We start from the raw sequence: 26,162 nt of genomic DNA on the forward strand, positions 1-26,162 counted from the left end.
GGCCTCGGGCCTGTGCCGTACCTGTGGGGGCTGGCTTGCCGGCGATGGGCTGCGAAGCAGCCCCAATGCCTCAAAAGCAGGTAGAATCACGCCCTGACTCATTCAGGGCGTTTTTCTATGCGTATTGGCCACGGCTACGATGTGCACCGTTTCTGCGACGGTGATTTCATTACCCTGGGCGGGGTGCGTATCCCCCACAAATACGGCCTCCTGGCCCACTCCGATGGCGACGTGCTGCTGCACGCCCTGAGCGATGCCTTGCTTGGCGCGGCGGCGCTGGGTGACATCGGCAAACACTTCCCCGACACCGATCCGCAATTCAAGGGCGCCGACAGCCGGGTGCTGCTGCGCCATGTAGTAAGCATCGTCCAGGCCAAGGGCTGGAAGGTCGGCAACATCGACGCCACCATCGTCGCCCAGGCGCCGAAGATGGCCCCGCACATCGAGACCATGCGCAAGCTGATCGCCGAAGACCTGCAGGTCGAACTCGACCAGGTCAACGTCAAGGCTACCACCACCGAGAAGCTCGGCTTCACCGGCCGCGAGGAGGGCATCGCCGTGCATTCGGTAGCCCTGCTGCTGCCAGCATGACCGAATTGGAACTGCTGGGCCCGCGCGCATCGGGCGAACCACTGGGTACCGCCGTCCTCAAGGCGGTGGCCGAGGATTTCCAGGTCGACGAAGTACTGGACATCCCCCTGTCGGGCCAGGGCGAGCACCTGTGGCTGTGGGTCGAGAAGCGTGACCTGAACACCGAGGAGGCAGCCCGTCGCCTGGCCCGTGCCGCTGGGGTGCCGGTGCGCACGATCAGCTACGCCGGCCTCAAGGACCGCCAGGCCCTGACCCGACAGTGGTTCAGCCTGCACCTGCCCGGCAAGGCCGACCCGGACCTGTCGCGTGCCGAGGATGCCAGCCTGCGTGTGCTCAAGCAGGTGCGCCACCAGCGCAAGCTGCAGCGCGGTGCGCATTCGGCCAACGGCTTCACGCTGCGCCTGACTGCCCTGGCTGCCGATCACCAGGCGGTGGATGCGCGCCTGGAACAGCTCAAGCAGCACGGTGTGCCGAATTATTTTGGCACCCAGCGCTTCGGCCACGGTGGCGGCAACGTGCACGACGCTCTCGATTGGGCCGCACGCAAGGCCCTGCCCGAACAGCGCAACGTGCGTTCTCGGTTGCTCTCGGCCGGGCGCAGCTACCTGTTCAACCAGGTGCTGGCAGCCCGTGTTGCCGACGGCAGCTGGGCGCGTGCGCAGGTGGGCGACCTGTTGGCGTTCACCACGAGTCGTAGCTTCTTTCCTGCTGGGGAGTCGGAATGTTCCGATCCTCGGCTAGCGATCCTTGACCTGCATCCGACCGGCCCGCTGTGGGGGGCAGGCGATTCGCCGGCTACGGGGAGTACTGCGCAACAAGAGGATGCGATCGCCGCACGGCAGCCGGCACTTTGCCAGTGGCTGGCCTTGGCGGGCATGGATCACGAACGACGCATTCTGCGGCTCCCTATTGGCGGTCTTACGTGGCATTATCCGGAGCCTGATATCCTGCAACTGGAATTCGTCCTTCCGGCCGGATGCTTCGCCACCGTGGTGGTGCGCGAAGTCGTGGATCTGGTGTCGGCGGGGCAGACGGACAGCTCATGCGTATTCTGATTTCGAACGACGACGGTGTTACCGCACCCGGCATCGCCGCGCTGCACGCTGCGCTGGCGGATTACGCCGAGTGCGTGGTTATTGCCCCGGATCAAGACAAGAGCGGCGCCAGCAGTTCGCTGACGCTGGACCGGCCACTGCATCCGCAGACCTTGGCCAATGGCTTCATCAGCCTCAACGGCACGCCGACCGACTGCGTGCACCTGGGGCTCAATGGGCTGTTGCCACAGGCCCCGGACATGGTCGTGTCGGGGATCAACCTCGGCGCCAACCTGGGCGACGACGTGCTCTATTCGGGCACGGTCGCGGCCGCGTTGGAAGGCCGTTTCCTCGGCGGTACCTCGCTGGCGTTTTCGCTGTTGTCGCGCCAGCCGGACAACCTGCCGACCGCGGCCCATATCGCCCGCCGCCTGGTCGAGGCGCAGTCGCGCCTGGCCTTGCCGCCGCGCACCGTGCTCAACGTCAACATCCCCAACCTGCCGCTGGAGCACATTCGTGGCATCCAGCTCACCCGCCTCGGTCACCGGGCGCGGGCGGCGGCGCCGACCAAGGTGGTCAACCCGCGCGGCAAGGAAGGCTACTGGATCGCCGTGGCCGGCGATGCCGAGGACGGTGGCCCGGGTACCGACTTCCACGCGGTGATGCAAGGCTATGTATCGATCACTCCGCTGCAGCTCGACCGCACCTTCAGTGATGCCTTCGAGCAGCTCGACGGTTGGCTGGAGGGCCTGCTCTGATGCGCGAGGACGATATGCTGCGGCGTGGCATCGGCATGACCTCCCAGCGTACCCGGGAGCGGCTGATCCAGCGCCTGTGCGAGGAGGGCGTTTCGAACACCAAGGTGCTCGACGTGATCCGTCGTACCCCGCGCCACCTGTTCGTCGACGAGGCGCTGGCGCATCGCGCCTACGAAGACACCGCGCTGCCGATCGGCCACAACCAGACCATCTCGCAACCGTTCATGGTTGCCCACATGAGCGAGCTGCTGCTCGAGGCCGGGCCGCTGGATAAGGTGCTGGAGATCGGCACCGGCTCGGGCTACCAGACGGCAATCCTGGCCCAGTTGGTCGAGCGGGTGTTCTCGGTGGAACGCATCAAGGTGTTGCAGGACCGGGCCAAGGAGCGCCTGGTGGAACTGAACCTGCGCAACGTGGTGTTCCGCTGGGGCGACGGTTGCGAAGGCTGGCCGGCGCTGGCGCCGTACAACGGCATCATCGTCACCGCCGTGGCGCCGGAAGTGCCGCAGGCATTGCTCGACCAGCTGGCGCCCGGTGGCCGTATGGTGATCCCGGTGGGGCCAGCCGGCGAAACCCAGCAGCTGATGCTGATCGTGCGCGAGGAGCATGGATTCTCCCGCCGCGTGTTGGGGGCAGTGCGCTTCGTACCGCTGCTCAACGGCCCGCTGGCCTGAACACTGCTGGTTCGAGCCGCGCGATATTTTTGCGCCAGCACCGAATTCTTGCAGCAACGCCCTGTCTATCTGGCGGGGTGAAGCGCTAGCGCACAGCGCGTGCCATGGCTTTGCAGCAGTCTTTCACCAACCCTGCCAATGCGGGCGGGCTTGGTTATAATTGCAATAATATTGCATTTCTTGTCTTCATATCGTTTTCGGCACCATGAGGGGAGCGCGGGTGGGTCACACAGTCATTCGGCAGCGCAAGGACGGGTCGGGTTTCACGCTTCTGGTGATTGCACTGGCCATGGGCACGCTACTGGTGGGTTGCTCGAGCACCAGCAGCAACAGCGCGCGGGTGGTCGACCGCAATAACACCGTGCCCAAGCGCCCGGCGGTAACCACCGGGCAGTACATCGTCAAGCCTGGCGATACGCTGTTCTCCATCGCCTTCCGTTATGGCTGGGACTACAAGGAACTGGCTGCGCGCAACGGCATCGCTGCGCCTTACACCATTCGCCCGGGGCAAGCGATTCGTTTCAGCAGCGGCTCTACCGGCAGCACCACGGTGGTGTCCAGCCCGTCGTCGTCGAGCAAGACCACGGTCATCCGGCGGCCTGTGGGAAGTACCAGCACACCCCCTGCCAGCACCAGCAAACCGGCGACGCCGGCAGCCTCCAGTAGCGCCCCGGTGGTCGCCACGGTGCCTGCCGCGGAGCGCGCGGTAGGCGGCTGGACCTGGCCTGCCAATGGCGTGCTGATTGGAAAATTCGCTTCAAACGGTAGTTTGAATAAAGGCATTGATATCGCCGGTGATTTGGGACAGCCTGTTTTTGCTGCGTCTGATGGTGCAGTGGTGTACGCCGGGAGTGGCTTGAGGGGCTACGGCGAACTGATCATCATCAAGCACAGCGATACCTACGTCAGTGCCTACGGCCATAACCGCAGGCTGTTGGTTCGGGAGGGGCAGCAGGTCAAGGCAGGGCAGTCGATTGCTGAAATGGGGTCCACGGGCACAGATCGGGTGAAGCTGCATTTCGAGATTCGCCGCCAGGGCAAACCCGTCGATCCGCTCCAGTTCCTGCCACGTCGTTGACCGTTGTACCCGGCCTGTTCCTGTGATGTAGAGGGGACAGGCTCCAGCGCTGCCAGGGAGATAGGTGCCGCTCGAGTCTGAGTTCGAACTCAGCAAAGGACTATAACAATGGCTCTCAGTAAAGAAGTGCCGGAGTTTGACATCGACGATGACCTGCTTCTGATGGAGACGGGTATCGTTTTGGAAACGGATGTGGTGTCAGACGAACCTGCTGTATCTTCGGTTCGGACGAGGGCCAAGTCGGGCTCTTCGCTCAAGCAACACAAGTATATCGATTACAGCCGGGCGCTCGATGCCACCCAGTTGTATCTCAACGAGATCGGATTCTCGCCTCTGCTTTCGCCGGAAGAGGAAGTGCACTTTGCGCGCCTGTCGCAAAAGGGCGACCCTGCCGGCCGCAAGCGCATGATTGAAAGCAACCTGCGCCTGGTTGTAAAAATTGCCCGTCGTTACGTGAACCGCGGCCTGTCGCTGCTCGACCTGATCGAGGAGGGCAACCTGGGGCTGATCCGTGCCGTCGAGAAGTTCGACCCGGAGCGTGGTTTCCGGTTCTCGACCTATGCGACCTGGTGGATTCGCCAGACCATAGAGCGGGCGATCATGAACCAGACCCGCACCATTCGCCTGCCGATCCACGTGGTCAAGGAACTGAACGTCTACCTGCGCGCTGCGCGCGAGCTGACCCAGAAACTCGACCACGAACCCTCGCCAGAAGAAATCGCCACGCTGCTGGAGAAACCGGTCGCCGAGGTCAAGCGCATGCTGGGCCTGAACGAGCGGGTGTCTTCGGTGGATGTGTCGCTCGGCCCGGACTCGGACAAGACCCTGCTCGATACCCTGACCGACGACCGCCCGACCGACCCGTGCGAACTGCTGCAGGATGACGACCTGTCGCAGAGCATCGACCAATGGCTGGGCGAGTTGACCGACAAGCAGCGTGAAGTGGTGGTGCGCCGGTTTGGCCTGCGCGGGCATGAAAGCAGCACCCTGGAAGATGTCGGCCTGGAGATTGGCCTGACCCGTGAGCGGGTGCGGCAGATCCAGGTCGAGGGGCTCAAGCGTTTGCGTGAGATCCTCGAGAAGAACGGCCTGTCCAGTGAGTCGTTGTTCCAGTAGCGGAAGCCTGCAACACAAAGCGCCCCGATGATTTCGGGGCGTTTTTGTATGTTTCGATCAGAGGTGCCCCATTCAAAATTGCCGGGGGCGCTTTGCGCCCCTTTCGCGACACAAGGCCGCTCCCACAGGTATTTCATCGCCTTCGAATGCGCCACTAACCTGTGGGAGCGGCCTTGTGTCGCGAAAGGGCTGCAAAGCAGCCCCAAGACATTATGTACTGCGCTACCCCAGTAACATCGCGTGTAAGCCTTTGCTTACTTGTTTTGTAAGCCTTCTATGTACGCTTCAGTAAATCATTGTCGTATCCAGATCCTGCGTTTTCCCAACTCATTGAAAAACCTGGTTTATTCAGCTGTGAGGAAATGTGTCACCTGCAACACCCTGTGAGGTTTAGCGGTTGCCCGCCCGGCTCAAGTCGCTAGTATTCGAACTGTGCACAGGGACATGCACAGGCTTTCAGGAAGAAAGCCAGGGACGTCGCACGACGCGATTTCATCAGGATGATGTTTGGGACAAGCAGGGACTACGGAAAAAATGTGGGCGGGTCAAACCGCCCCTTTTTTTTGTCCGCAGAAAACAAAAAAGGCCCCAAGGGGCCTTTTTCGTGTCCGGACGCTATCAGCGCTCCAGGTCTGCAATCTTGCCAGTCTTGCCATCCCACTCTTCAGCGTCCGGCAGGGCGTCCTTACGCTCGGTGATGTTCGGCCAGATTTCCGCCAGTTCGGCGTTCAGCTCGATGAAGTTCTCCATGCCCGCAGGCACTTCGTCTTCCGAGAAGATGGCTTGCGCTGGGCATTCCGGCTCGCACAGGGCGCAGTCGATGCACTCGTCCGGGTGGATGACCAGGAAGTTCGGGCCTTCGTAGAAGCAGTCCACCGGGCAGACTTCCACGCAGTCGGTGTATTTGCATTTGATGCAGTTGTCGGTGACGACGAAGGTCATTTCTAATTCTCTCCTCAGGCGACGGCGGCGGCCCTTCCTCTCAGGGCCGCGCGGTTTGCGGGCATGTGGCTGCAGGCCAGGCTAATAACCTGCAGCACCAGCAAACCGCGGCGGATTCTACCAGCTTGTAGTGGGCGCCGTTATAACAGGTTCTTTAGTTGATATAGCATTTCGATAGCTTGACGCGGGGTCATGTCGTCCAGCTGCAGCTTGCCCAGCTTCTCGATGGCCGGGTGTGGCAGGCTGGCGAACAGGTCGCTCTGGTGCGGGACCTGTGGCACGTCCTTGGCCTTTTGGGCCGGGGGCTGTTCATGCGGCAGGCTGGTGGTCTCCAGCCTCGCCAGGTGTTCACGGGCACGCTGGATGACGGCCGTCGGCACGCCGGCCAGCTGCGCCACGGCCAGGCCGTAGCTCTGGCTGGCAGGGCCAGGCAGCACGTGGTGCAGGAACACGATGCGTTCGTTGTGCTCGGTGGCGTTCAGGTGCACGTTGGCCACCAGTGGCTCGCTTTCCGGCAGCACGGTGAGCTCGAAGTAGTGCGTGGCGAACAGCGTGTAGGCACGCAGCTGGGCCAGGCGCTCGGCGGCGGCCCAGGCCAGCGACAGGCCGTCGAAGGTACTGGTGCCACGGCCCACTTCGTCCATCAGCACCAGGCTGCGGTCGGTGGCGTTGTGCAGGATGTTGGCGGTTTCGCTCATCTCGACCATGAAGGTCGAGCGGCCGCCGGCCAGGTCGTCGCTGGAGCCGATGCGGGTGAAGATGCGGTCGACCAGCGACAGCTCGCAGCTGGCAGCCGGCACGAAGCTGCCGATATGCGCCAGCAGCACGATCAGGGCGGTCTGGCGCATGTAGGTGGACTTACCGCCCATGTTCGGGCCGGTGATGATCAGCATGCGCATGTTGTTGTCCAGGCCCAGGTCGTTGGCCACGAACGGCGTGGTCAATACCTGTTCCACCACGGGGTGGCGGCCCTGCTCGATGCGCAGGCACGGCTCGTCGACGAAGCGCGGGCAGTTCAGGTCCAGGTTCAGTGCACGTTCGGCCAGGTTGCTGAGCACGTCCAGTTCGGCCAGGGCGGCGGCGCTGTCCTGCAGCGGTGCCAGGTGGCTGATCAAGGTTTCCAGCAGGGCGTCGTAGAGCATCTTTTCGCGGGCTAGGGCGCGGCTCTTGGCCGACAGGGCCTTGTCCTCGAACGCCTTCAGCTCTGGGGTGATGAAGCGCTCGGCGCCTTTCAGGGTCTGGCGGCGGATGTAGTCGCCCGGGGCCTGCTCGGCCTGCTTGGTCGGCAGCTCGATGAAGTAGCCATGCACCCGGTTGTAGCCGACCTTGAGGTTGGCCAGGCCGGTGCGGGCCTTTTCCCGGGCTTCCAGGTCGATCAGGAACTGGCCGGCGTTCTCGCTGATCGCCAGCAGCTCGTCCAGTTCGTTGTCATAACCGGCCTTGAGCACGCCGCCATCGCGGATCACCGCCGGCGGGTTGTCGATGATCGCCCGTTCCAGCAGGCTGGCCAGTTCGGGGTAGGTGCCGGTAATGGCGGCCAGGCGTGCCAGGTGCGGCGCCTCCAGCTCGGCCATGGCGTTCTGCAGCTCGGGCAGCGCGCCCAGGGCATCGCGCAGGCGTGCCAAGTCGCGTGGGCGGGCGTTGCGCAGGCCGATACGGGCGAGAATCCGCTCGATATCGCCAATTTCCTTGAGTTGCGGCTGCAGCTTCTCGAAGCGGTAGCCGTCGAGCAGGCAGCGGATCGAGTCCTGGCGTGCCTGCAGCACCTTGAGGTCGCGCAACGGGCGGTTCAACCAGCGGCTCAGCAATCGGCTGGCCATGGCGGTCTGGCAGCGGTCGATCACCGACTGCAGGGTGTTGTCACGGCCGCCGGCGAGGTTGATGTCCAGCTCCAGGTTGCGGCGGCTGGCGCCGTCGAGGATGACCGTGTCGTCCAGGCGTTCGTGGCGAAGGCTGCGCAGGTGCGGCAGGGCGGTGCGCTGGGTTTCCTTCGCGTAGATCAGCAGGCAACCGGCGGCGCCGATGGCCAGGGTCAGCTTGTCGCAGCCAAAGCCCTTGAGGTCCTTGGTCGCGAACTGCTGGCACAGGGCCTTGCGCGCCGAGTCGCGGTCGAAATCCCATGGCGCACGGCGACGGGCGCCCGGGCGTTTCTCGGCGGGCAGGTCGCGCGGCCAGTCGTCGGGGATCAGCAGCTCGACCGGGTTCAGGCGCTCGAGCTCGGCCAGCAGGTTTTCCCAGCCCTTGATCTCCTGCACGCTGAAGTTGCCACTGGTGATGTCCAGTACCGCCAGGCCGAACAGGCGCTCGTCACCGAGCAGCGCGGCAATCAGGTTGTCGCGACGCTCGTCGAGCAGGGCCTCGTCGCTGACCGTACCCGGGGTGATGATGCGCACCACCTGACGTTCCACCGGGCCCTTGCTGGTGGCGGGGTCGCCAATCTGCTCGCAGATCACCACCGATTCGCCGAGCTTGACCAGCTTGGCCAGGTAGCCTTCCAGCGAATGGAACGGAATCCCGCACATGGGGATGGACTGGCCGGCCGACTGACCGCGCGCGGTCAGGGTGATGTCCAGCAGTTTTGCGGCTTTTTTCGCATCTTCGTAGAAGATCTCGTAGAAGTCGCCCATGCGGTAGAACATCAGCTGGTCCGGGTGCTGGTTCTTCAGCTTCCAGTACTGCTGCATCATCGGGGTGTGTGCTGATAAGTCAGAAATTGCTTTATTCATCAATAACTTAGGTGGGTTCGGTTCTGCTGCTGGGGCATGAGCGAGGCATTTCAGTTTAGAGCCTAAGGCACGATGCCGCATCCGTAGTGAGAATTCACCTAGGGTACCACGGCGACGCCTTGAAGCGAGGCAGGTTTTTTGTAAGTCAGATTCATACACAGGTGTAGACATTGGCTACACGCGCGGGTAGTATTAGCAATGTGGAGATGGCCTCCACACCTAAGCTCCTACATGTCAGGAGCACAACCTACGAAGGTCTAGCTCAAGTCCCGATTTCTATGGGAAAAAAGTCCCCGCTTATCTGGGGCATACCGAGGCAAAAGTAAATGTGTGACCGCATGCAAGCAACATCATGTGAAAACAGATTAGACAATCTAAGCCGATACGGACCAATAAGGAGAACAAGGAACCAGTAACCAAACTAAATAGAGGTAAGAAAAATGTCTGCTCTAACCATCGAGCGAGATAAGCCCGTACCAATCAACATGCGGGTTGATACAAAAAAACGAAGCCTGATCGATGCGGCCGTGGAACTGCTGGGGACTGACAGGACTAGTTTCATTTTAGATGCTGCTTGTAAGAGAGCTGAAGAAGTGATCATGGACCGTCAGCTGTTCATCCTAAGCGATGAAGCGTTTGACCGCTTTGAACAGGCACTTGAATCCAATCCATTAAGGAGTAACAAGTGTCTACAGAAATTAATGTCCAAACCAGCCCCCTGGAGCTGAGCAAACCCGAGAAGCTGAACGCGTTTCACGATTTCAGTGACTTTGACTGTGGGGAGAGCTCGATCAACGAGTACCTTCACAAGAACGCAAGGAAAGGGCAAGAGAAGAAGCAAGCTGTGGTCTACGTGACCTGCTTCAAAGGTAGCAACCGGGTCGCCGGATACTACACTCTATCTAATGGTTCTATCGTGCGTGAACACGTGACGCCGAAGCGGCTCCAGCGGAATACTCCGAATGTCCATCCGGCGACGATTCTCGGCCGCATGGGGATCACGATGACTGTTCAGGGTTTCGGTTTTGCCGAGGGGCTTCTGCAGGATGCCATTAGCCGGGTGCTCGCATCCTCTGAGATTGTCGGTACTGCGGTGCTGCTGGTCCATCCTCTGAACGAAGCATTGGCTCAGTTCTACGAGAAGAAGGCAGGTTTTGTTCGCTGCCCAGATATCTCCCCGCTCACCATGATGCTGTCCTTGCGGTAGCAGCCCATCCCGCCGGTTCTCCGGCGGGGGGTTCTCCTCTTTAGGTCTTGGGCCGACCCTGGCAAATCCCCTTCCAGATTCGTTCTAGTTCCTGGGGAGACTCGTGATCATCCACTTTGCATAGACTTCCACGAGCATCGTTAAGTGGTATGTGCGGAGAAATCGGAAATTGCTTTATTCATCAAGGGCTTAGAAAGTAGGTCTCAATATTGTGGGGCAAATTGGGGCGTTCTGTGTTGCACGCGCGACGCCGAGACCCACCGGATTTTCAAGCCACATAGGTTAACACGGCTACCCGGCAGGCTGTACCTGCGATATTCCGCCCGGCGCCCCTGCCGTGGCCGGTAGTGGCCTGGAACAAGTGATGTGCGAGACCGAAGCGGGCGCCCATCCCACCTCACCAAGATGCTAGGGTAGAAGCCTGCCTCCAAGGAGCCCGACATGGACCCGATCACTACGCTTGCCACCCGCCTGGGTGAACACCTGCGCCGCTTCAACGCGCAGGTGACCACCGCCGAATCCTGCACCGGTGGCGGCATCGCCGAGGCCATCACCCGCGTGCCCGGCAGCTCGGCCTGGTTCGAGGCTGGGTACGTGACCTATTCCAACACCCAGAAAACCCGTCAACTCGGAGTGCCCGCGGCGTTGTTCGGCCAGGTTGGCGCGGTCAGCCAGGAAGTGGTCGAAGCCATGGTCCGCGGCGCCCAGGCCGCCAGCGGCGCGCGCTTTGCCGTGGCGGTTAGCGGCGTGGCCGGGCCGGACGGTGGTTCGCCGGCCAAACCGGTGGGCACCGTGTGGCTGGCCTGGGGCGACGGCAACCATGTGGTCAGCGAGCGGCGCCAGTTCGACGGTGACCGCGAGTCGGTGCGCCGACAGACGGTGATCGCCGCGTTAGACGGCTTGTTACAGCTTGGTGCCGAGTAAATCGACGACAGGGGTTTGCGTGGGCGCTTGCCTGTGGAATAATACTGGCTACTTATACAGGTATTCCGGCCGTCAGGGCCAAGTCGAACACGTGAGGATTTCAATGGACGACAACAAGAAGCGCGCCTTGGCTGCGGCCCTGGGTCAGATCGAACGCCAATTCGGCAAGGGCGCCGTCATGCGCATGGGCGACCACGAGCGCCAGGCTATCCCTGCCATCTCCACCGGCTCGCTGGGCCTGGACATCGCCCTGGGCATCGGCGGCCTGCCAAAAGGCCGTATCGTCGAGATCTACGGCCCGGAATCGTCGGGTAAGACCACGCTGACCCTGTCGGTCATCGCCGAAGCCCAGAAAAACGGCGCCACCTGCGCCTTCGTCGACGCCGAACACGCCCTCGACCCCGAGTACGCCGGCAAGCTGGGCGTCAACGTCGACGACCTGCTGGTTTCGCAGCCGGACACCGGTGAACAGGCCTTGGAAATCACCGACATGCTGGTGCGTTCCAACGCTGTTGACGTGATCATCGTCGACTCCGTGGCTGCTCTGGTACCGAAGGCCGAGATCGAAGGCGAGATGGGTGACATGCACGTGGGCCTGCAGGCGCGCCTGATGTCCCAGGCGCTGCGCAAGATTACCGGTAACATCAAGAACGCCAACTGCCTGGTCATCTTCATCAACCAGATCCGTATGAAGATTGGCGTGATGTTCGGCAGCCCGGAAACCACCACCGGTGGTAACGCCCTGAAGTTCTACGCCTCGGTGCGTCTGGATATCCGCCGTACCGGCGCGGTCAAGGAAGGCGACGAGGTGGTCGGTAGCGAAACCCGCGTCAAGATCGTCAAGAACAAGGTTTCGCCGCCATTCCGTCAGGCCGAGTTCCAGATCCTCTACGGCAAGGGTATCTACCGTAACGGCGAAATCATTGACCTGGGTGTTTCCCAAGGCCTGGTCGAGAAGTCCGGTGCCTGGTACGCCTACCAGGGCAACAAGATCGGTCAAGGCAAGGCAAACGCTGCCAAGTACCTGGCTGAGAACCCGGCTATTGGTGCCGAGATCGAGAAGCAGATTCGCGAGAAGCTGCTGACCTCTGGTGCTGTTGCGGCTGCTGGTAAGGCTGCTGCTGCCGAAGCCGATGCCGATGACATGGCCGACGCTGACGCCGGTTATTGATTGCGCGGTAGATAGCCGAACATGTCCGCCGTACTCGACACCCCCGTCGCCATTCGGCGGACAGCCATGGACCTGCTCGCGCGACGTGAGCACGGTCGCGTCGAGCTGACGCGCAAGTTGCGTCAGCGCGGCGCTTCGGACGAGCTGATCGAGCCTGAACTCGACCGGCTCGCCGAAGAAGGGCTGCTTAGCGAAGCCCGTTACCTCGAAAGTTTCATCCGATACCGTTCCAGCTCCGGCTACGGCCCTGCGCGTATTCGCGAAGAGCTAGGCCAGCGCGGTTTGGCGCGTGCTGATATCGAGCAGGCGCTACGCGAGAGCGAGGTGGATTGGGGCGAGCGCATGCGTGACGTATGGCAGCGCAAGTTTGCTGGTCAGCGCCCGCACGATCCCCGCAGCCGTGCCCAGCAGACCCGGTTTCTGGCTTACCGGGGTTTCCCCATGGACATGATCGGCCGTCTGCTCAGTGGGCGTGATATCGACGACTACTGAAGACTGGGGCCGCTTTGCGGCCCTTCGCGGGCTTGCCCGCTCCCACAGGTTTGGTGCAAGGTTCAGAAAATGCGCGGTCCCTGTGGGAGCGGGCAAGCCCGCGAAGGGCTGCAAAGCAGCCCCAATCCAGCCGGCAAACGTTATCTGACCGGCATTAGGGTTTACCCGCGAGTACCGGCAACGCCGCTCCCACAGGTTGCGCGGCGCGCTTTGGAAATTTGTTCGACAATCAACTGACCTTCAACGCCTCCCTGGCCCGCTGCGTGGTATGCATGGGCTGCGGCTTGGCCCAGTTCTCCGGCAGGTTGATGAAGTCCACCAGCTCGCGCAGCCTGCCCTGGTCCCGGCCATTGAAGGCAAATGACAAACGGGTCAGGTGGCTGAAGTTGCCCACTTCGTGCTCGGCACTGCTGTCAGGTTGCTGGTGATACTTGCCACTCAGGCGCAAGTCGGCAAAGCCTTCCTGGATGTCATACAGCGCCGCCTCGCTGAGCGGGTGATGCATGCGGATCACGAACTGGCTCTTCAGCCAGCGGCTGGAGTGGTAGTTGCTGTAGAACTGGTTGATTTCTTCCACTGCCTCGTCAGCGCTGTGCACCAGGCGCAGCAGTTTCAGGTCGCTGGGCAGGATGTAGCGGTTTTCCTCCAGTTGGCGGCTGATGAAGTCCAGGCAGTCGCGCCAGAAGCTGCCACCTGGCGAATCCAGCAGCACCACCGGTACCAGCGGGCTCTTGCCGGTCTGGATCAGGGTCAGCACCTCCAGCGCTTCATCCAGAGTGCCGAAACCACCCGGGCACAGCACCAGGGCATCGGCCTCCTTGACGAAGAACAGCTTGCGGATGAAGAAGAAATGGAACGGCAGCAGCTTGTCGGTGCCGTCCACCGTGGGGTTGGCGTGTTGTTCGAAGGGCAGGGTGATGTTGAACCCCAGGCTGTGGTCGCTGCCGGCGCCTTCGTGGGCAGCTGCCATGATGCCGCCGCCAGCACCGGTGATGACCATCAGGTCGGAGCGTGCCAGGGTTGCGCCCAGCTCGCGGGCCAGGGCGTACATCGGGTGCTCCAGCGGAGTGCGCGCCGAGCCGAACACGGTCACCTTGCGCCGGCCCTTGTAGCGTTCCAGGGTGCGGAACGAATGGTCCAGTTCGCGCAGGGCCTGCAGGGTGATCTTGGCGCTCCAGCGGTCGGTGTCGTCATGGGCCATGCGCAGGATGGTCAGCATCATGTCGCGGTACAGCGGCAGGTTGGGGCTGTTCGGTGCCACCAGTTGCAGTTGTGCGTCGATGTTGCTCAGGTCGATGTTGTTGTCGCGGAAGTGGCTGAACAGCAGTTCACTCGATTGGTAAGGCATGCAACGTCTCCTTCTGCACCAATACCTCTGACCTCAATCTAGACCCTTGCGCTCAATTGTGCCGGGGGTGTTCGGCACAGCCGCCCGTCGGCATGCAGCCACGGGGGATGCGGGTTTGGTTAACTGGGTAGAGCGAAACGTGTCGATGCAGGAGGTGGCGGTATGCATCGCTTGATCATCGAAGTGGACCGGCAGCTTTACCAGCAGCTGGAGAATGCGGCCCAGGTGCATCACCTGAGCCTGGAGGCCGAATGCCGGCGCAGGCTGTCGGGGCTGGAATGCCAGTCGCGCTACCTGCAGGCGCTGCTGGCAGAGATGCGCGCCGATGCCGCTGAAGGGCGCTGGCGCGCCCGTGAAGACGAGAAGGCGTAGCGATCGAAGTGTTGGTTACTTCTTCTTGTTGCCGGCCACGCAGCTGGCATTGTCGAACGCCTGGTCCATGATCGGCTGGTTGGTCTTGTAGACTGTGAAGCGGTAGACCATGACCGCGCCTTTGGACATCAGGTTGCGGAAACCGCTGTTGCGGCAGACGCTGTCACCCAGCTGGCTGCGTACCTGTTCGGGGTTGGCCTGCATGCGCGCGGCATGGTCCTGGCGCACGCTCAGGTGGTTGACCAGTGCCTTGCCCTCCACGGTGTAACCCTGGTCGAGGATGTCCTCGTTGATGGCTCGCGGGGTGCCGACACTGCTCTCTTTGGCAACCTTCTGCAGCGTGTTGTTCAGGTCGTATTCCTGCTTGGAAGCCGCCTGGGCTGCCAGGGGCAGGGCGAGCAGCAGGCTCAGGGCGGGGACGATACGGCGCAGCATGAATCTCTCCTGGTTCGATGACTGGCGCTTTGACATGCGCAGGTCGACGGCGTTCCGTGAAAACCGCACGGTGGCTGCAATTGGGGCCGCAGTGCGGCCCATCGCCGGCAAGCCAGCTCCCACAGGGATTGCACATGGCCTGGTGCAATGCGGTCGAGGTGGGAGCTGGCTTGCCGGCGATGGGCTGCGCAGCAGCCCCAGAAGCGCGCAGGCGCGACTGGGGGTACGGTAAAAACAGCGATTATATGGGCCGCGCCGCCACCTGCACAGCAATTGCCCCCTGTTCTGGTAGACTGGCGCTCTTAGTTTTTTCCGAGTCATCCTTGTGTCCATTCCCAACCTGTCCAGAGGCCTGCCGGCATGAGCCATGCGGTAGCGCGTCTGCGCGCCGAACGACTGGCCCGCAGCAACAAACCCTTCATCGCCCGTGGTTCGCGTGCCGAGCGCTGCCCCGATTGCCGGGTCATCGCCACTCATTGCCTGTGCGCCTGGAAGCCGCGGGTGCAGGCAGAGTCCGGCGTGTGCCTGCTGATGCATGACACCGAGCCACTGAAGCCCACCAATACCGGCTGGCTGATCGCCGACCTGATCGAGGACACCTCGGCCTTCGGCTGGCTGCGTACTTCGGTCGACGAACGCTTGCTGGCGTTGCTGGGCGATCCGCATTGGCAGCCCTACATCGTCTTCCCTGGCGAATTCGTTGCCCAGGAGCGGGTGGTCAGCGAGGTAGTGCGCGAGCCGGGCAAGCGCCCGCTGTTCATCCTGCTGGATGCCACCTGGACCGAAGCGCGCAAAATGTTCCGCAAAAGCCCGTACCTTGACCGCTTCCCGGTGTTGAGCCTGCAGGCCGAGCAGATGTCCCGCTACCGCCTGCGCCGCTCCAAGCGCGACGATCACTTCTGCACCGCGGAAGTCGCTGCCATGTGCCTGGACCTGGCCGGCGATACCCAGGCCTCGCAGGCGCTGGACGCCTACCTGGATGTGTTCAGCCTGCATTACCTGAGCGGCAAGCGGCGCCTGCCGCTGGACGAGCAGGACGACACCCACCAGCGTTTGCATACCTTCCTATAGTCCAAGGGGCACAACCCCTGCTTTGGTTCATAATGACCCTTACCCGAGTGCCCGACACAGAACAGGATCCCCAGATCGATGGCCACTTACGAAATCCTGATTGCCGATGACCACCCGCTGTTCCGTGGCGCCTTGCGCCAGGCCGTTACCCTCGGCCTGGGCCCGGATGTACGCCTGGTTGAAGTCGCCAGCATCGCCGAACTGGAAACCCGTCTGAGCGAAAAAGCCGACTGGGACCTGGTGTTGCTGGACTTGAACATGCCGGGTGCCTACGGTTTTTCCGGGCTGGTGCTGCTGCGCGGGCAATACCCGCAGATCCCCGTGGTGATGGTATCGGCGCAGGAAGAGGCCGCAGTGGTGGTCAAGTCCCGCGAGTTTGGCGCCAGTGGCTTCATTCCCAAGTCCAGCACCCTGGAAGTGATCCAGGATGCGGTGCGCAAGGTGCTCGACGGCGAGGTCTGGTGGCCGCCGCAGGCGTTCGAAAAGGTCGATGTCTCGGCCGAGGCCAAGGCCGCCAGCGAAGGCCTTGCCAGCCTCACGCCGCAGCAGTTCCGCGTGCTGACCATGGTCTGCGAAGGCTTGCTGAACAAGCAGATCGCCTATGAGCTGAACGTGTCGGAAGCGACCATCAAGGCCCACGTGACCGCGATCTTCCGCAAGCTGGGTGTGCGTACCCGCACCCAGGCGGCGTTGTTGCTGCAACAACTTGAATCGGTTGCCAGCAGCTGAGTGCGCGTGGCTTCACGCTTTTTTGACCCGTGCCGGTCTAGTCTGCTGGCCTTTCCGTTGTGAAGTGACTCACATGACATCGCCATTCAAGGGCCAGACCGGCCTCAAACGTATCCTCAACGCCGCCGGCTATTCGCTGGACGGCCTGCGCGCCGCCTTCAAGGGCGAGGCCGCGTTCCGCCAGCTGGTGCTGCTCAACGTGCTGTTGGTCCCGGTCGCCTTCTGGCTGCCGGTCAGCCGTGCGGAGCGGGCGATCATGATCACCGTGTGCCTGTTGGGCCTGATCGTCGAACTGTTCAATTCGGCGGTGGAAGCAGCCATCGACCGCATTTCGCTGGAGCGCCACCCGCTGTCGAAAAACGCCAAGGACATGGGCAGCGCCGCGCAACTGGTGGCACTGACCATGGTGGCGCTGGTGTGGGGTGTGATCCTGCTTTAAGCGATTGGTGGCAACACGATCTCGTCACTGCGGGTGAAGCCCGCAGTGAAGTTGCGGCACAGTTCGAGAAATTCGCGCATGGCCGAGGTCTGGTACTTCTGTTTGTGCCAGATGAAGTAGAACTGGCGCATCAGGTCCAGCTCCGGGGTTTCTACCGCTACCAGGCTACCGCGGCGGAAGGCGTCACGCAGGGCCAGGCGCGAGATGCAGCCGATGCCCAGGCCCGACTCCACCGCGCGCTTGATCGCTTCGGTGTGTTCCAGCTCCAGGCGGATGTTGAGGTTGGTGCGGTGGTGGCGCATGGCCTGGTCGAAGGTCAGGCGCGTGCCCGAGCCCTGTTCGCGCAGGATCCACGCTTCCTGGGACAAGGTCTGTACATCGGCGCGGCCCAGCTTGGCCAGCGGGTGCTGCGGCGCGCAGAACACCACCAGCTCGTCCTCGACCCAGGGCTGCACTTCCAGGTCCGGGTGGTTGCAATCGCCTTCGATCAGACCCAGATCAATTTCGTAATGCGCCACCTGTTGCACGATATGCGCAGTGTTCTGCACATGCAGCTTCACCTGGCTTTCCGGGTGCACCTGCATGAAGCTGCCGATCAGCAGGGTGGCCAGGTAGTTGCCGATGGTCAGCGTGGCGCCGACCGCCAGCGAGCCGAAACCGGACTTGCCGTTGAGCAGGTCTTCGATTTCCTTGGCCTGGTCGAGCAGGGCCACGGCCTGCGGCAACAGTTGCTGGCCCAGGGCGTTGAGGCTCAGGCGCTTGCCGGCGCGGTCGAACAGCTGGCAGCTGGACTGGCGCTCAAGCTCGGTGATCGAGGTGCTGGCGGCCGACTGCGACAAGGCCAGCACACTGGCGGCGCGCGAAACGCTCTGGTGCTGGGCCACGGCAACGAAGACTTGCAGCTGACGAAGTGTAAATCGCATATCGATATAACCGATAACACATATCTTGATAATCCAGTTAACAGATATTGTCGCTGCCCCTAAACTATCGCGCAACTGCGCGTCTTGCGCGCGCCGCGTCTTTCTTCAGGAGCCCCATTAAATGAGCAACATGAACCACGAACGTGTCCTCAGTGTGCACCACTGGAACGACACCCTGTTCAGCTTCAAGTGCACTCGCGACCCGGGCCTGCGCTTCGAGAACGGTCAGTTCGTGATGATCGGCCTGCAACAAGAAAGCGGCCGTCCGCTCATGCGCGCCTATTCCATCGCTTCGCCGAACTGGGAAGAGCACCTGGAGTTCTTCAGCATCAAGGTGCCGGACGGTCCGCTGACCTCGCAGCTGCAGCACCTGAAGGAAGGCGACGAGATCATCATCAGCAAGAAGCCTACCGGTACCCTGGTACTCGACGACCTGAACCCGGGCAAGCACCTGTACCTGCTGAGCACCGGCACTGGCCTGGCACCGTTCATGAGTGTCATCCAGGACCCGGAAACCTACGAGCGCTTCGAGAAGGTGATCCTGGTGCACGGCGTGCGCTACGTGAACGAAGTGGCCTACCGCGAGTTCATCACCGAGCACCTGCCGCAGAACGAATTCTTCGGTGAGTCGGTTCGCGAAAAGCTGATCTACTACCCGACCGTGACCCGTGAACCGTTCGAGAATCAGGGCCGCCTGACCGACCTGATGCGCAGCGGCAAGCTGTTCAGCGACATCGGCCTGCCACCGATCAACCCGCAGGACGACCGCGCGATGATCTGCGGCAGCCCGAGCATGCTCGACGAGACCAGCGAAGTACTGGACAGCTTCGGCCTGAAGATCTCCCCGCGCATGCGCGAGCCGGGTGATTACCTGATCGAGCGTGCCTTCGTCGAGAAGTAAGGCGCAGGCTGATGCAAAGAAGGCGACCCTTGGGTCGCCTTTCTTGTGCCTGTGATTCATGTATCGCCTGTACCGGCCCTTTCGCGGGCTTGCCCGCTCCCACAGGGATATCACAAGGCCTGAGTGGGAGCGGGCAAGCCCGCGAAAGGGCCGGTACAGGCAATACACAATCTATTCGACGCGCGTCTCGCCGCTATACACCAATATCTCCCGACAGCGCTTGCACAGGTAGCGCCGCCCCTGGCGCACCAGCTTGTGCCGCTGCGCGGTAAACGGGAAGTCGCTTTGCGGGCACGGGCAGCGGTAGATGTAGCGGGTCACCACGCGCCGTTGCACTTCGTAGTTGTGGCAACGGTTGGGCGGCAGTTCATACACCCCGCGCATGATCAGCTGCCACTCCTCGCCATGGGCCTGTATGCGGTCGCCGAACAGCTGGTGGGCCACCAGATGCGCCACTTCATGGGCCACGGTCTGGCGCAGGAAGTCTTCCTGGTTTTCGCGGTAAAGCTGCAGGTTGAAGCGCAGCAGGTTCTCGTGCAGGTGGGCGACACCGGCTTTTTGCCCGCGCAGCTTGAAGCTGACTTCCGGGCGCGGGAAGGGGCGTTTGAAGAAGGTTTCAGCTTGCTGGTAACAGGTTTCGACGCGTTGTCTGAGCAGCTCGGGCATGGCGGGGTGGTTCTCCTGACCGGGCATTATGCCGCAACCCCGGGCAGCCTGCCGAGCCACCGGTCAGCGCACAGCCAGAGGCCGCCTTGCGGCGGCCCCAGGTTGATGCCCCAGTGTTGGTCGAGTCTGTTCTAGTTGGTGTAGACGGGCCCCACGCCCAGTCCCCAGATGATCACCGTGGCGGCCATGATCGCCACCAGTACCACAAGGCCCACTGCCAGCACCGAGCTGGAGAACAGGAAGCCTTCGTCGGACGGTATGTTCATGAACGTCGGCAAGCCGACGTACAGCAGGTACACCGTGTAGCAGATGGCGGCGGTGCCGATCAGCATGCCCAGCCACAGGTGCGGGTACAGTGCCGCCAGGCCGCCGATGAACAACGGGGTGGCGGTGTAGGTGGCAAAGGCGATGCACTGTGCCATGGACGGGTTGGCATCGTAGGTGCGGGCCATCCAGTGGATGAACGCCCCCATTACCGCCACCCCGGCAAGCATCGCCAGGTACGACATGATGCTCATCCAGATGGCGCTTTCCATGGTCAGCATCACCGCTGGCCGGTCGCCGATCACCCAGCCGACCTGGGTGGTACCGATGAACGCCGAAACGGCGGGGATCGCAGCCAGGATCAGGGTGTGCGTCAGGTACATGTGGCTGATGGTTTCTTCTTCGCCACGAATTTCCCGCCATTCCTGGTCGGGATGGGTAAACAGCCCCACAACGTGATGAATCATGCCGATCACTCCTCTCAATGTTGCCAAACGCCCCCCAGATGGAGCGCAAGCGGCCCGAGGCCCGAACACCGAAGCAAGCGGTAATGTGGCCTTATGTCGCAGTATAGGAAGCCGTTACCCGCATAAACCGAGCTTTTTAGAGCAAATTGCGCTGTAAGGCGCGCTGTTGATTACAATGAAGTCTTTATCGGAATGCCTACAGCGCCGCCGCGTTTGTGCGTAAAATAGCCGGCTTTTGTCACACCTCGCGGATCCAAGCGCTATGGGCACCCTCTCGGTCAACCAGAACAAACTGCAAAAACGCCTGCGTCGTCTCGCCGGCGAAGCCATCACCGACTACAACATGATCGAGGATGGCGACAAGGTCATGGTCTGCCTGTCCGGCGGCAAGGACAGCTACACCATGCTCGACGTTCTGTTGCACCTGCAGAAGGTGGCACCGATCAAGTTCGAGATCGTCGCGGTGAACATGGACCAGAAGCAGCCGGGTTTCCCCGAGCATGTGCTGCCGGCCTACCTCAAGGAACTGGGTGTCGAGTACCACATCGTCGAGAAGGACACCTACTCGGTGGTCAAGGAGCTGGTCCCCGAGGGCAAGACCACCTGCTCGCTGTGCTCGCGCCTGCGCCGTGGCACCCTGTACACCTTCGCCGACGAAATCGGCGCGACCAAGATGGCGCTGGGGCACCACCGCGACGATATCGTCGAAACCTTCTTCCTCAACATGTTCTTCAACGGCGCGCTCAAGGGCATGCCGCCGAAGCTGCGCGCCGACGATGGCCGCAACGTGGTGATCCGCCCGCTGGCCTACTGCAGCGAGAAGGATATCCAGGCCTACTCGGACATGAAGGAATTCCCGATCATCCCGTGCAACCTGTGCGGTTCGCAGGAAAACCTGCAGCGCCAGGTGGTCAAGGACATGCTGGTGGAGTGGGAGCGCAAGCACCCGGGGCGTACCGAGAGCATCTTCCGTGCCCTGCAGAACGTGGCGCCGTCGCAGCTGGCTGACCGCAACCTGTTCGACTTCACCAGCCTGAAGATCGACGAAAACGCTACCCCGCGTTTCCTTGACGTGCTGAACATCTGAGCCCATGCGCGATTACCAGTGGTTGCACGAGTACTGCCTGAACCGCTTCGGCTCGGCCCAGGCCCTGGAGGCCTTCCTGCCGCAGCCGCGCACACCGGCGCAACTGCGTGATATCAGCGATGACCGCTACCTGTCGACCTTGGCTCTGCGCGTGTTTCGCGCCGGGCTCAAGCACAGCCTGGTGGATGCCAAGTGGCCGGCGTTCGAGCAGGTGTTCTTCGGCTTCGACCCGGAGAAGGTGGTATTGATGGGCGCCGAGCACCTCGAGCGGCTGATGCACGACGAGCGCGTCATCCGCCACCTGGGCAAGCTCAAGAGCGTGCCGCGCAATGCGCAGATGGTTCTTGACGTGGCCAAGGAGAAGGGCAGTTTCGGCGCCTTCATCGCCGACTGGCCGGTGACCGACATCGTCGGTTTGTGGAAGTACCTGGCCAAGCACGGCAACCAGCTGGGCGGGTTGTCGGCACCGCGCTTCTTGCGCATGGTCGGCAAGGACACGTTCATCCCTACCGATGACATGGCTGCGGCGTTGATTGCGCAGAAAGTGATCGACAAGCCGCCGACCAGCCAGCGGGACCTGGCCTTGGTGCAGCAGGCGTTCAACCAGTGGCATGCCGAGAGTGGGCGGCCGCTGTGCCAGTTGTCGGTGATGCTGGCGCATACCGTCAACCATTGAGATTTGTGTTGGCCTCTTCGCGGGCATGCCCGCTCCCACAGGGATCGCACCGCATTTGAGGCTTGCGCTGTACCTGTGGGAGCGGGCAAGCCCGCGAAGAATCTAACTGCCTTCGCCGGCCATGCGCCGCTCGTGCTGGAACTTCCAGCGCACATACAGCAGCCCGGCAATGAACAGCCCCAGGCTCACCAGCACCTCTACCCAGCCAAATACCGCCCGTGCCGGGTCGAACGCCGCCAGCACCCCCTTGATGAAATAGATATTCACCACGAAGCAGGTCCAGGCATGTGCCCGGGCGCTGCCCGTCAGCATGCCCGGCAGCAACAGCAGCAACGGCACCAGTTCGATCGCCAGGATCACCTCGACCCGCGCCCCGTGCAGGTTGGCGAACCACAGGTTGTTCACCACCAGCAGGGCAATCAGGCCAAAGAAAAACGCCAGGCTCAGCGCCCGCGTCAGGCGCAGACGCGGTGCCAGCCATTCCAGCGCCGGCAATACCTTGGGCTTCTTAGCCACGTGCGGCCTCCAGGGCCTTGGCGGTGGTCGCCAGGCGTTGGCCAAGGGCGCGGCATAGGGCTATCTCGTGCTGGTCGAGCTCGCGCTTGCCATCGGCGCCAGCATGATGGCTGGCGCCATACGGGGTGCCGCCGCCGCGGGTCTCGAGCAGTGCCGATTCGCTGTACGGCAGGCCCATTACCAGCATGCCGTGGTGCATCAGTGGCAGCATCATCGACAGCAGGGTGGTTTCCTGCCCGCCATGCAGGCTGGCGGTTGAGGTGAAAACGCCCGCCGGCTTGCCGACCAGTTCACCGCCCAGCCACAGGCTGCTGGTGCCATCCAGGAAGTACTTGAGCGGTGCCGCCATGTTGCCGAAGCGGGTCGGGCTGCCCAATACCAGGCCGGCGCAGTGGCGCAGGTCGTCCAGGGTGGCGTAAAGCGCGCCACTGGCCGGGATGTCCGGGGCCACTGCTTCGCACTCGGTGGAAATCGCCGGTACCGTGCGCAGGCGGGCTTCCATGCCGGCCAGCTCGATGCCGCGGGCGATGTGCCGGGCCATCTCGCTGGTCGAACCATGGCGGCTGTAATACAGCACCAGGATGTAGGGCTGGCTCACGGCAGGATCTCCAGTACTTTCTCGGGCGGTCGGCCGACCACGGCCTTGTCACCGACGACCAGAATCGGCCGCTCGATCAGCTTGGGGTGCCGGGCCATGGCCTCGATCAGTTGTGCGTCGGTCAGTGCCGGGTCGGCCAGGTTCAGCTCCTTGTACTCGTCCTCGCCGGTACGCAGCAGCTGGCGCGCGGCGATGCCCAGCTTGCCGAGCAGGGCCTTCAGGGTGGCAGCGTCGGGCGGGGTTTCGAGGTAGCGCACGATGGTCGGCGCCAGGCCGCGAGCTTCGAGCAGTTCCAGGGCGCCGCGGGATTTCGAGCAGCGCGGGTTATGATAGAGCGTGAGGTCGGTCATGTCGGGTCGCATCCAGCAGGGTGTGGCGGCTATTCTAACCGCAGCGACTGACCAATTTGCTTTAAAACTCGAGAAGGATTGACCCATGGCAAGGCGTCTGGCAGCAGTACTGGCCATCACCGCGAGCCTGTTGCTCGGTGGTTGCGGTGCCGATTATGGCGTGGACCAACACGGTAATACGGTTAAGGCCGAACAGATCGACGGGCACTGGCTGGTGCTCAACTACTGGGCCGAATGGTGCGGGCCGTGCCGTACCGAAATCCCTGAACTGAACGCGGCAGCCAAGCAGTGGGCGGCCGACGGTATCAAGGTAGTGGGGGTGAACTTCGATGGCTTGCAGGGGCAGGAGCTGAAGCAGGCTGCCGAAACCCTGGGCATCGCTTTCACCGTATTGGCGCAGGACCCGGCCGAGCGCTATGACCTGCCACGTAGCGAGGCATTGCCGGTGACCTACATCATCGATGACAAGGGCAAGGTGCGGGAACAGCTGATGGGCGAGCAGACCCTGGAAGGGCTGCAGGCCAAGATCAAGGCACTGAAGGGCGCCTGAAGTCAGCCTGTACCGGCCCTATCGCCGGCAAGCCAGCTCCCACAGGTACTGCACAGCATATGAACCCTGTGCAGTACCTGTGGGAGCTGGCTTGCCGGCGATAGGGCCAGTACAGGCAATAGCGATTCAGCCTTCCTCAGGCCAGAAGCGCAGCGGCTTGCCTTCGGCCGGCCAGAAACGCATCTGCTCGATAGGCGACACATCCCAGCGCTGCACTGTTTCCAGCGCCTGCAGGAAGCGCTTTTCCTGCTCCATCAACGCCGGTGCGCAGAGCTTGCGGGTCTTGCCGACCTTGCCGAAGCTCAGGTGCTCGCCGTCCAGTGTGTACGGCGCAAACCAGTGGTTGCAGCCGCCGTTGCCATAGGCACGGCCATCGCTGGCCAAGGTCAGGGTCAGGTGGCTGTAGTCGATCAGCGGCCGTTCGCCAATCCACTCCAGCACGTAGCTGCGCTCCTGCTGCAGTTTCGAAGGTTCCGCGGCGCAGCCGAGCAGGCCGGTGGCAATCAGCACGCCGGTCAGCAGATTCTTCACTCGGCGCTCTCCTGGCAACGCGGGCACAGGTGTTTTTCGCCACGGCTGGCCCAGCCCAGCTCGGCAACGCGCGCGCTGGCGGCAGGCTGGCGGGCTTTCTTGCCCAGCTTGGCGTCCACCGCGAACTCGAAGTCCAGCACGGCGTCGCAGCTGTCGCACGCAACCTGCCAGGTGAGGATTTCCAGCTCGTTGAACACCGGGCCGCTGGCCACGGCAACCCACTGGCCGCGTGGGTTGATCAGGTGGCGCACGCTCTCCACTGTCAGGCGCATGGACAAGTCCTTGCTGCCCTTGAGGGTGACCAGCAGGGTGTCGCCTTTGTGCATCGAACCGCCGTTGCCGGTGACCTGATAGCGGCCCGGCACCAGGGCGCGGCACTCGATCAGGGTGTGTTGCGGGTTGAAAAGGGTGTAGCGGAAATCGTGTTCGACCATGGGTCCTCCAGAAATGCCGCGTATCCTAGCACTAACCCATCACCAGATTCTGTGGATTGCCTGCCGCCCAGCGGTTGATGTTGTCCAGCGTGGTCGCGGCGATGGCATCCAGTGCCTCGCGGGTAAGGAACGCCTGGTGGGCAGTGATGATCACGTTGGGGAAGGTCAGCAGGCGGGCCAGTACGTCGTCCTGCAGCGGCAGGTCGGAGCGGTCTTCGAAGAACAGCTGGGCTTCTTCTTCGTAGACGTCCAGGCCCAGGTAGCCGAGCTGGCCGCTCTTCAGCGCGTCGATCAGCGCCGGGGTGTCGACCAGCGCGCCGCGGCCGGTGTTGATCAGCATGGCGCCGGGCTGCAGCTGGGCCAGGCTTTGTGCATTGATAAGGTGCCGGGTGTGCTCGGTCAGCGGGCAGTGCAGGCTGATGACGCGGGCTTCGCGCAGCAACTCGGGCAATGGCAGGTAGCGCGCGCCCAAGGCCAGCAGGTCGGGGTTGGGATAAGGGTCATAGGCCAGCAATTGGCAGCCGAAACCGGCCATGATGCGGGCAAAGGCGGTGCCGATCTGGCCGGTACCGACCACGCCGACGGTCTTGCCGTGCAGGTCGAAGCCGGTCAGCCCGTGCAGGGTGAAGTCACCCTCGCGGGTGCGGTTGTAGGCCCGGTGCAGGCGCCTGTTCAGGGCCAGGATCAGCGCCACGGCGTGTTCGGCCACGGCGTGCGGCGAGTAGGCCGGCACCCGCACTACGGTCAGGCCCAGGCGCTGGGCGGCGGCCAGGTCGACATGGTTGTAGCCGGCCGAACGCAGGGCGACCAGGCGCGTGCCGCCTGCGGCCAGGCGTTGCAGCACCTGGGCGTCCAGCTCGTCATTGATGAAGGCGCAGACCACCTCGTAGCCATCGGCCAGGGCAGCGGTGTCGAGGGTCAGGCGGGCGGGCTGGAAGTGCAGGTCCAGGGTGGTGCCGCTGGCGGCACGGGTGAAGCTTTCCTGGTCGTAGTGCTGGCTGCTGAACAACAGGGCGCGCATGGTGGGGCTTCCTTTGCAATGGTCTGGGGATTGTAGCCAGCGGGTTGAAAGGGGTGTTGACCTGGACCGGC

At 62.6% G+C, this 26,162-nt stretch carries 32 protein-coding genes; 19 read left to right on the top strand and 13 right to left on the bottom strand.

The window, feature by feature from the left end; all coding sequences use genetic code 11:
• Positions 1-117 precede the first annotated feature (117 nt).
• The 6 genes from ispF (at position 118) to rpoS (ending at position 5,251) form a co-directional block, all read left to right on the top strand.
• Positions 118-591: a 2-C-methyl-D-erythritol 2,4-cyclodiphosphate synthase gene (gene ispF / locus B2790_RS15710; protein ID WP_286919178.1), complete on the top strand. Its 474-nt coding sequence runs from the start codon at positions 118-120 to the stop codon at positions 589-591.
• On the top strand, positions 588-1,646 hold the full coding sequence (truD, locus tag B2790_RS15715) for a tRNA pseudouridine(13) synthase TruD (RefSeq protein ID WP_085593278.1): 1,059 nt from the start codon (positions 588-590) through the stop codon (positions 1,644-1,646). The genes ispF and truD overlap by 4 nt, the downstream gene beginning before the upstream one ends.
• Positions 1,634-2,383 (top strand): 5'/3'-nucleotidase SurE, encoded by a 750-nt coding sequence (gene surE, locus B2790_RS15720; RefSeq protein ID WP_025337991.1) that lies wholly within the window; start codon positions 1,634-1,636, stop codon positions 2,381-2,383. Before truD ends, surE begins: the two co-directional genes overlap by 13 nt.
• 35 nt (positions 2,384-2,418) lie before the next feature.
• A complete protein-coding gene (locus tag B2790_RS15725) occupies positions 2,419-3,057 on the top strand; it encodes a protein-L-isoaspartate(D-aspartate) O-methyltransferase (protein WP_015269209.1) in 639 nt (212 codons plus the stop codon).
• A gap of 220 nt (positions 3,058-3,277) precedes the next feature.
• A complete protein-coding gene (locus B2790_RS15730; RefSeq protein ID WP_084785063.1) occupies positions 3,278-4,135 on the top strand; it encodes a peptidoglycan DD-metalloendopeptidase family protein in 858 nt (285 codons plus the stop codon).
• Positions 4,136-4,243: 108 nt separating this feature from the next.
• Positions 4,244-5,251, top strand: coding sequence for an RNA polymerase sigma factor RpoS (gene rpoS / locus B2790_RS15735; protein WP_013971277.1), 1,008 nt, complete (start codon positions 4,244-4,246; stop codon positions 5,249-5,251).
• Between the two features lie 618 nt (positions 5,252-5,869).
• On the opposite strand, the gene fdxA is transcribed toward rpoS, so the two are convergent.
• Positions 5,870-6,193, bottom strand: a complete 324-nt coding sequence (gene fdxA / locus B2790_RS15740; protein ID WP_004375459.1) for a ferredoxin FdxA — start codon at positions 6,191-6,193, stop codon at positions 5,870-5,872.
• 140 nt (positions 6,194-6,333) lie between these two features.
• Positions 6,334-8,907 carry a DNA mismatch repair protein MutS gene (mutS, locus tag B2790_RS15745; RefSeq protein WP_286919195.1) on the bottom strand — a complete coding sequence of 858 codons (2,574 nt, stop codon included), beginning with the start codon at positions 8,905-8,907 and terminating at the stop codon, positions 6,334-6,336.
• Between the two features lie 452 nt (positions 8,908-9,359).
• Between mutS and B2790_RS15750 the strand changes: the two genes are divergently transcribed.
• The 5 genes from B2790_RS15750 to recX all read left to right on the top strand — a co-directional run bounded on the left by B2790_RS15750 (position 9,360) and on the right by recX (position 12,713).
• Positions 9,360-9,647 (top strand): DUF1778 domain-containing protein, encoded by a 288-nt coding sequence (locus tag B2790_RS15750; protein ID WP_286919179.1) that lies wholly within the window; start codon positions 9,360-9,362, stop codon positions 9,645-9,647.
• Positions 9,605-10,126, top strand: coding sequence for a hypothetical protein (locus tag B2790_RS15755; RefSeq protein WP_286919180.1), 522 nt, complete (start codon positions 9,605-9,607; stop codon positions 10,124-10,126). The genes B2790_RS15750 and B2790_RS15755 overlap by 43 nt, the downstream gene beginning before the upstream one ends.
• A 441-nt stretch (positions 10,127-10,567) precedes the next feature.
• Complete coding sequence (locus tag B2790_RS15760) at positions 10,568-11,050, top strand: CinA family protein (protein ID WP_286919181.1); 483 nt, start codon at positions 10,568-10,570, stop codon at positions 11,048-11,050.
• Positions 11,051-11,153: 103 nt separating this feature from the next.
• Positions 11,154-12,221, top strand: a complete 1,068-nt coding sequence (gene recA / locus B2790_RS15765; RefSeq protein ID WP_015269214.1) for a recombinase RecA — start codon at positions 11,154-11,156, stop codon at positions 12,219-12,221.
• A 21-nt stretch (positions 12,222-12,242) separates the two neighbouring features.
• On the top strand, positions 12,243-12,713 hold the full coding sequence (gene recX / locus B2790_RS15770) for a recombination regulator RecX (protein WP_075043995.1): 471 nt from the start codon (positions 12,243-12,245) through the stop codon (positions 12,711-12,713).
• Between the two features lie 229 nt (positions 12,714-12,942).
• Here the strand turns inward: recX and B2790_RS15775 are convergent, their stop codons facing one another.
• On the bottom strand, positions 12,943-14,061 hold the full coding sequence (locus B2790_RS15775; RefSeq protein ID WP_025337997.1) for an LOG family protein: 1,119 nt from the start codon (positions 14,059-14,061) through the stop codon (positions 12,943-12,945).
• A 162-nt stretch (positions 14,062-14,223) separates the two neighbouring features.
• Here B2790_RS15775 and B2790_RS15780 point away from each other — a divergent pair, with 162 nt between their 5' ends.
• Positions 14,224-14,433 carry a hypothetical protein gene (locus B2790_RS15780; protein ID WP_025337998.1) on the top strand — a complete coding sequence of 70 codons (210 nt, stop codon included), beginning with the start codon at positions 14,224-14,226 and terminating at the stop codon, positions 14,431-14,433.
• 15 nt (positions 14,434-14,448) lie between these two features.
• Here B2790_RS15780 and B2790_RS15785 read toward each other — a convergent pair whose 3' ends face one another.
• The gene (locus B2790_RS15785; RefSeq protein WP_085665685.1) at positions 14,449-14,868 is read right to left on the bottom strand and encodes a quorum-sensing-regulated virulence factor family protein; all 420 of its coding nucleotides are present in this window, start codon (positions 14,866-14,868) and stop codon (positions 14,449-14,451) included.
• A gap of 360 nt (positions 14,869-15,228) precedes the next feature.
• On the opposite strand from B2790_RS15785, the gene B2790_RS15790 reads away from it, so the two are divergent.
• From B2790_RS15790 to B2790_RS15800, 3 genes are all read left to right on the top strand, one after another.
• Positions 15,229-15,939, top strand: coding sequence for a tRNA-uridine aminocarboxypropyltransferase (locus B2790_RS15790; protein ID WP_075043997.1), 711 nt, complete (start codon positions 15,229-15,231; stop codon positions 15,937-15,939).
• A 78-nt stretch (positions 15,940-16,017) separates the two neighbouring features.
• On the top strand, positions 16,018-16,668 hold the full coding sequence (erdR, locus tag B2790_RS15795) for a response regulator transcription factor ErdR (protein WP_025338000.1): 651 nt from the start codon (positions 16,018-16,020) through the stop codon (positions 16,666-16,668).
• A gap of 73 nt (positions 16,669-16,741) precedes the next feature.
• Complete coding sequence (locus tag B2790_RS15800; RefSeq protein WP_286919182.1) at positions 16,742-17,107, top strand: diacylglycerol kinase; 366 nt, start codon at positions 16,742-16,744, stop codon at positions 17,105-17,107.
• Here B2790_RS15800 and finR read toward each other — a convergent pair.
• Entirely contained in the window at positions 17,104-18,030 is a 927-nt protein-coding gene (gene finR, locus B2790_RS15805; protein WP_004375481.1) for a LysR family transcriptional regulator FinR, read from the bottom strand. The genes B2790_RS15800 and finR overlap by 4 nt on opposite strands.
• A 121-nt stretch (positions 18,031-18,151) precedes the next feature.
• Between finR and fpr the strand changes: the two genes are divergently transcribed.
• Entirely contained in the window at positions 18,152-18,931 is a 780-nt protein-coding gene (gene fpr, locus B2790_RS15810; protein WP_286919183.1) for a ferredoxin-NADP reductase, read from the top strand.
• A 171-nt stretch (positions 18,932-19,102) separates the two neighbouring features.
• On the opposite strand, the gene B2790_RS15815 is transcribed toward fpr, so the two are convergent.
• A complete protein-coding gene (locus B2790_RS15815; protein ID WP_025338002.1) occupies positions 19,103-19,597 on the bottom strand; it encodes a SprT family zinc-dependent metalloprotease in 495 nt (164 codons plus the stop codon).
• Between the two features lie 131 nt (positions 19,598-19,728).
• Positions 19,729-20,328: a Yip1 family protein gene (locus B2790_RS15820; protein WP_003252385.1), complete on the bottom strand. Its 600-nt coding sequence runs from the start codon at positions 20,326-20,328 to the stop codon at positions 19,729-19,731.
• Positions 20,329-20,590: 262 nt separating this feature from the next.
• Here B2790_RS15820 and ttcA point away from each other — a divergent pair, with 262 nt between their 5' ends.
• Positions 20,591-21,415, top strand: a complete 825-nt coding sequence (gene ttcA / locus B2790_RS15825) for a tRNA 2-thiocytidine(32) synthetase TtcA (protein ID WP_012270926.1) — start codon at positions 20,591-20,593, stop codon at positions 21,413-21,415.
• A 4-nt stretch (positions 21,416-21,419) separates the two neighbouring features.
• Complete coding sequence (locus tag B2790_RS15830) at positions 21,420-22,091, top strand: DNA-3-methyladenine glycosylase I (RefSeq protein ID WP_286919184.1); 672 nt, start codon at positions 21,420-21,422, stop codon at positions 22,089-22,091.
• A 102-nt stretch (positions 22,092-22,193) separates the two neighbouring features.
• On the opposite strand, the gene B2790_RS15835 is transcribed toward B2790_RS15830, so the two are convergent.
• From B2790_RS15835 to arsC, 3 genes are read right to left on the bottom strand one after another with little or no spacing between them, the layout of a single operon-like run.
• A complete protein-coding gene (locus B2790_RS15835) occupies positions 22,194-22,607 on the bottom strand; it encodes a DUF2069 domain-containing protein (protein WP_075043999.1) in 414 nt (137 codons plus the stop codon).
• Positions 22,600-23,205, bottom strand: a complete 606-nt coding sequence (gene wrbA / locus B2790_RS15840; RefSeq protein WP_025338005.1) for an NAD(P)H:quinone oxidoreductase — start codon at positions 23,203-23,205, stop codon at positions 22,600-22,602. The genes B2790_RS15835 and wrbA overlap by 8 nt, the downstream gene beginning before the upstream one ends.
• Entirely contained in the window at positions 23,202-23,555 is a 354-nt protein-coding gene (gene arsC, locus B2790_RS15845; protein ID WP_025338006.1) for an arsenate reductase (glutaredoxin), read from the bottom strand. The genes wrbA and arsC overlap by 4 nt, the downstream gene beginning before the upstream one ends.
• Before the next feature lie 85 nt (positions 23,556-23,640).
• Here arsC and B2790_RS15850 point away from each other — a divergent pair, with 85 nt between their 5' ends.
• Positions 23,641-24,105, top strand: coding sequence for a TlpA disulfide reductase family protein (locus B2790_RS15850; protein WP_015269224.1), 465 nt, complete (start codon positions 23,641-23,643; stop codon positions 24,103-24,105).
• Positions 24,106-24,231: 126 nt separating this feature from the next.
• On the opposite strand, the gene B2790_RS15855 is transcribed toward B2790_RS15850, so the two are convergent.
• From B2790_RS15855 to B2790_RS15865, 3 genes are read right to left on the bottom strand one after another with little or no spacing between them, the layout of a single operon-like run.
• Complete coding sequence (locus tag B2790_RS15855) at positions 24,232-24,636, bottom strand: META domain-containing protein (RefSeq protein ID WP_004375489.1); 405 nt, start codon at positions 24,634-24,636, stop codon at positions 24,232-24,234.
• Positions 24,633-25,070 carry a hypothetical protein gene (locus B2790_RS15860; protein ID WP_004375491.1) on the bottom strand — a complete coding sequence of 146 codons (438 nt, stop codon included), beginning with the start codon at positions 25,068-25,070 and terminating at the stop codon, positions 24,633-24,635. Before B2790_RS15860 ends, B2790_RS15855 begins: the two co-directional genes overlap by 4 nt.
• Positions 25,071-25,101: 31 nt before the next feature.
• Complete coding sequence (locus tag B2790_RS15865; RefSeq protein ID WP_025338007.1) at positions 25,102-26,091, bottom strand: 2-hydroxyacid dehydrogenase; 990 nt, start codon at positions 26,089-26,091, stop codon at positions 25,102-25,104.
• Positions 26,092-26,162 lie beyond the last annotated feature (71 nt).

It is taken from the genome of Pseudomonas sp. UBA6753 (assembly GCF_002453565.1).
GTDB classification, from domain to species: domain Bacteria; phylum Pseudomonadota; class Gammaproteobacteria; order Pseudomonadales; family Pseudomonadaceae; genus Aquipseudomonas; species Aquipseudomonas putida_Z.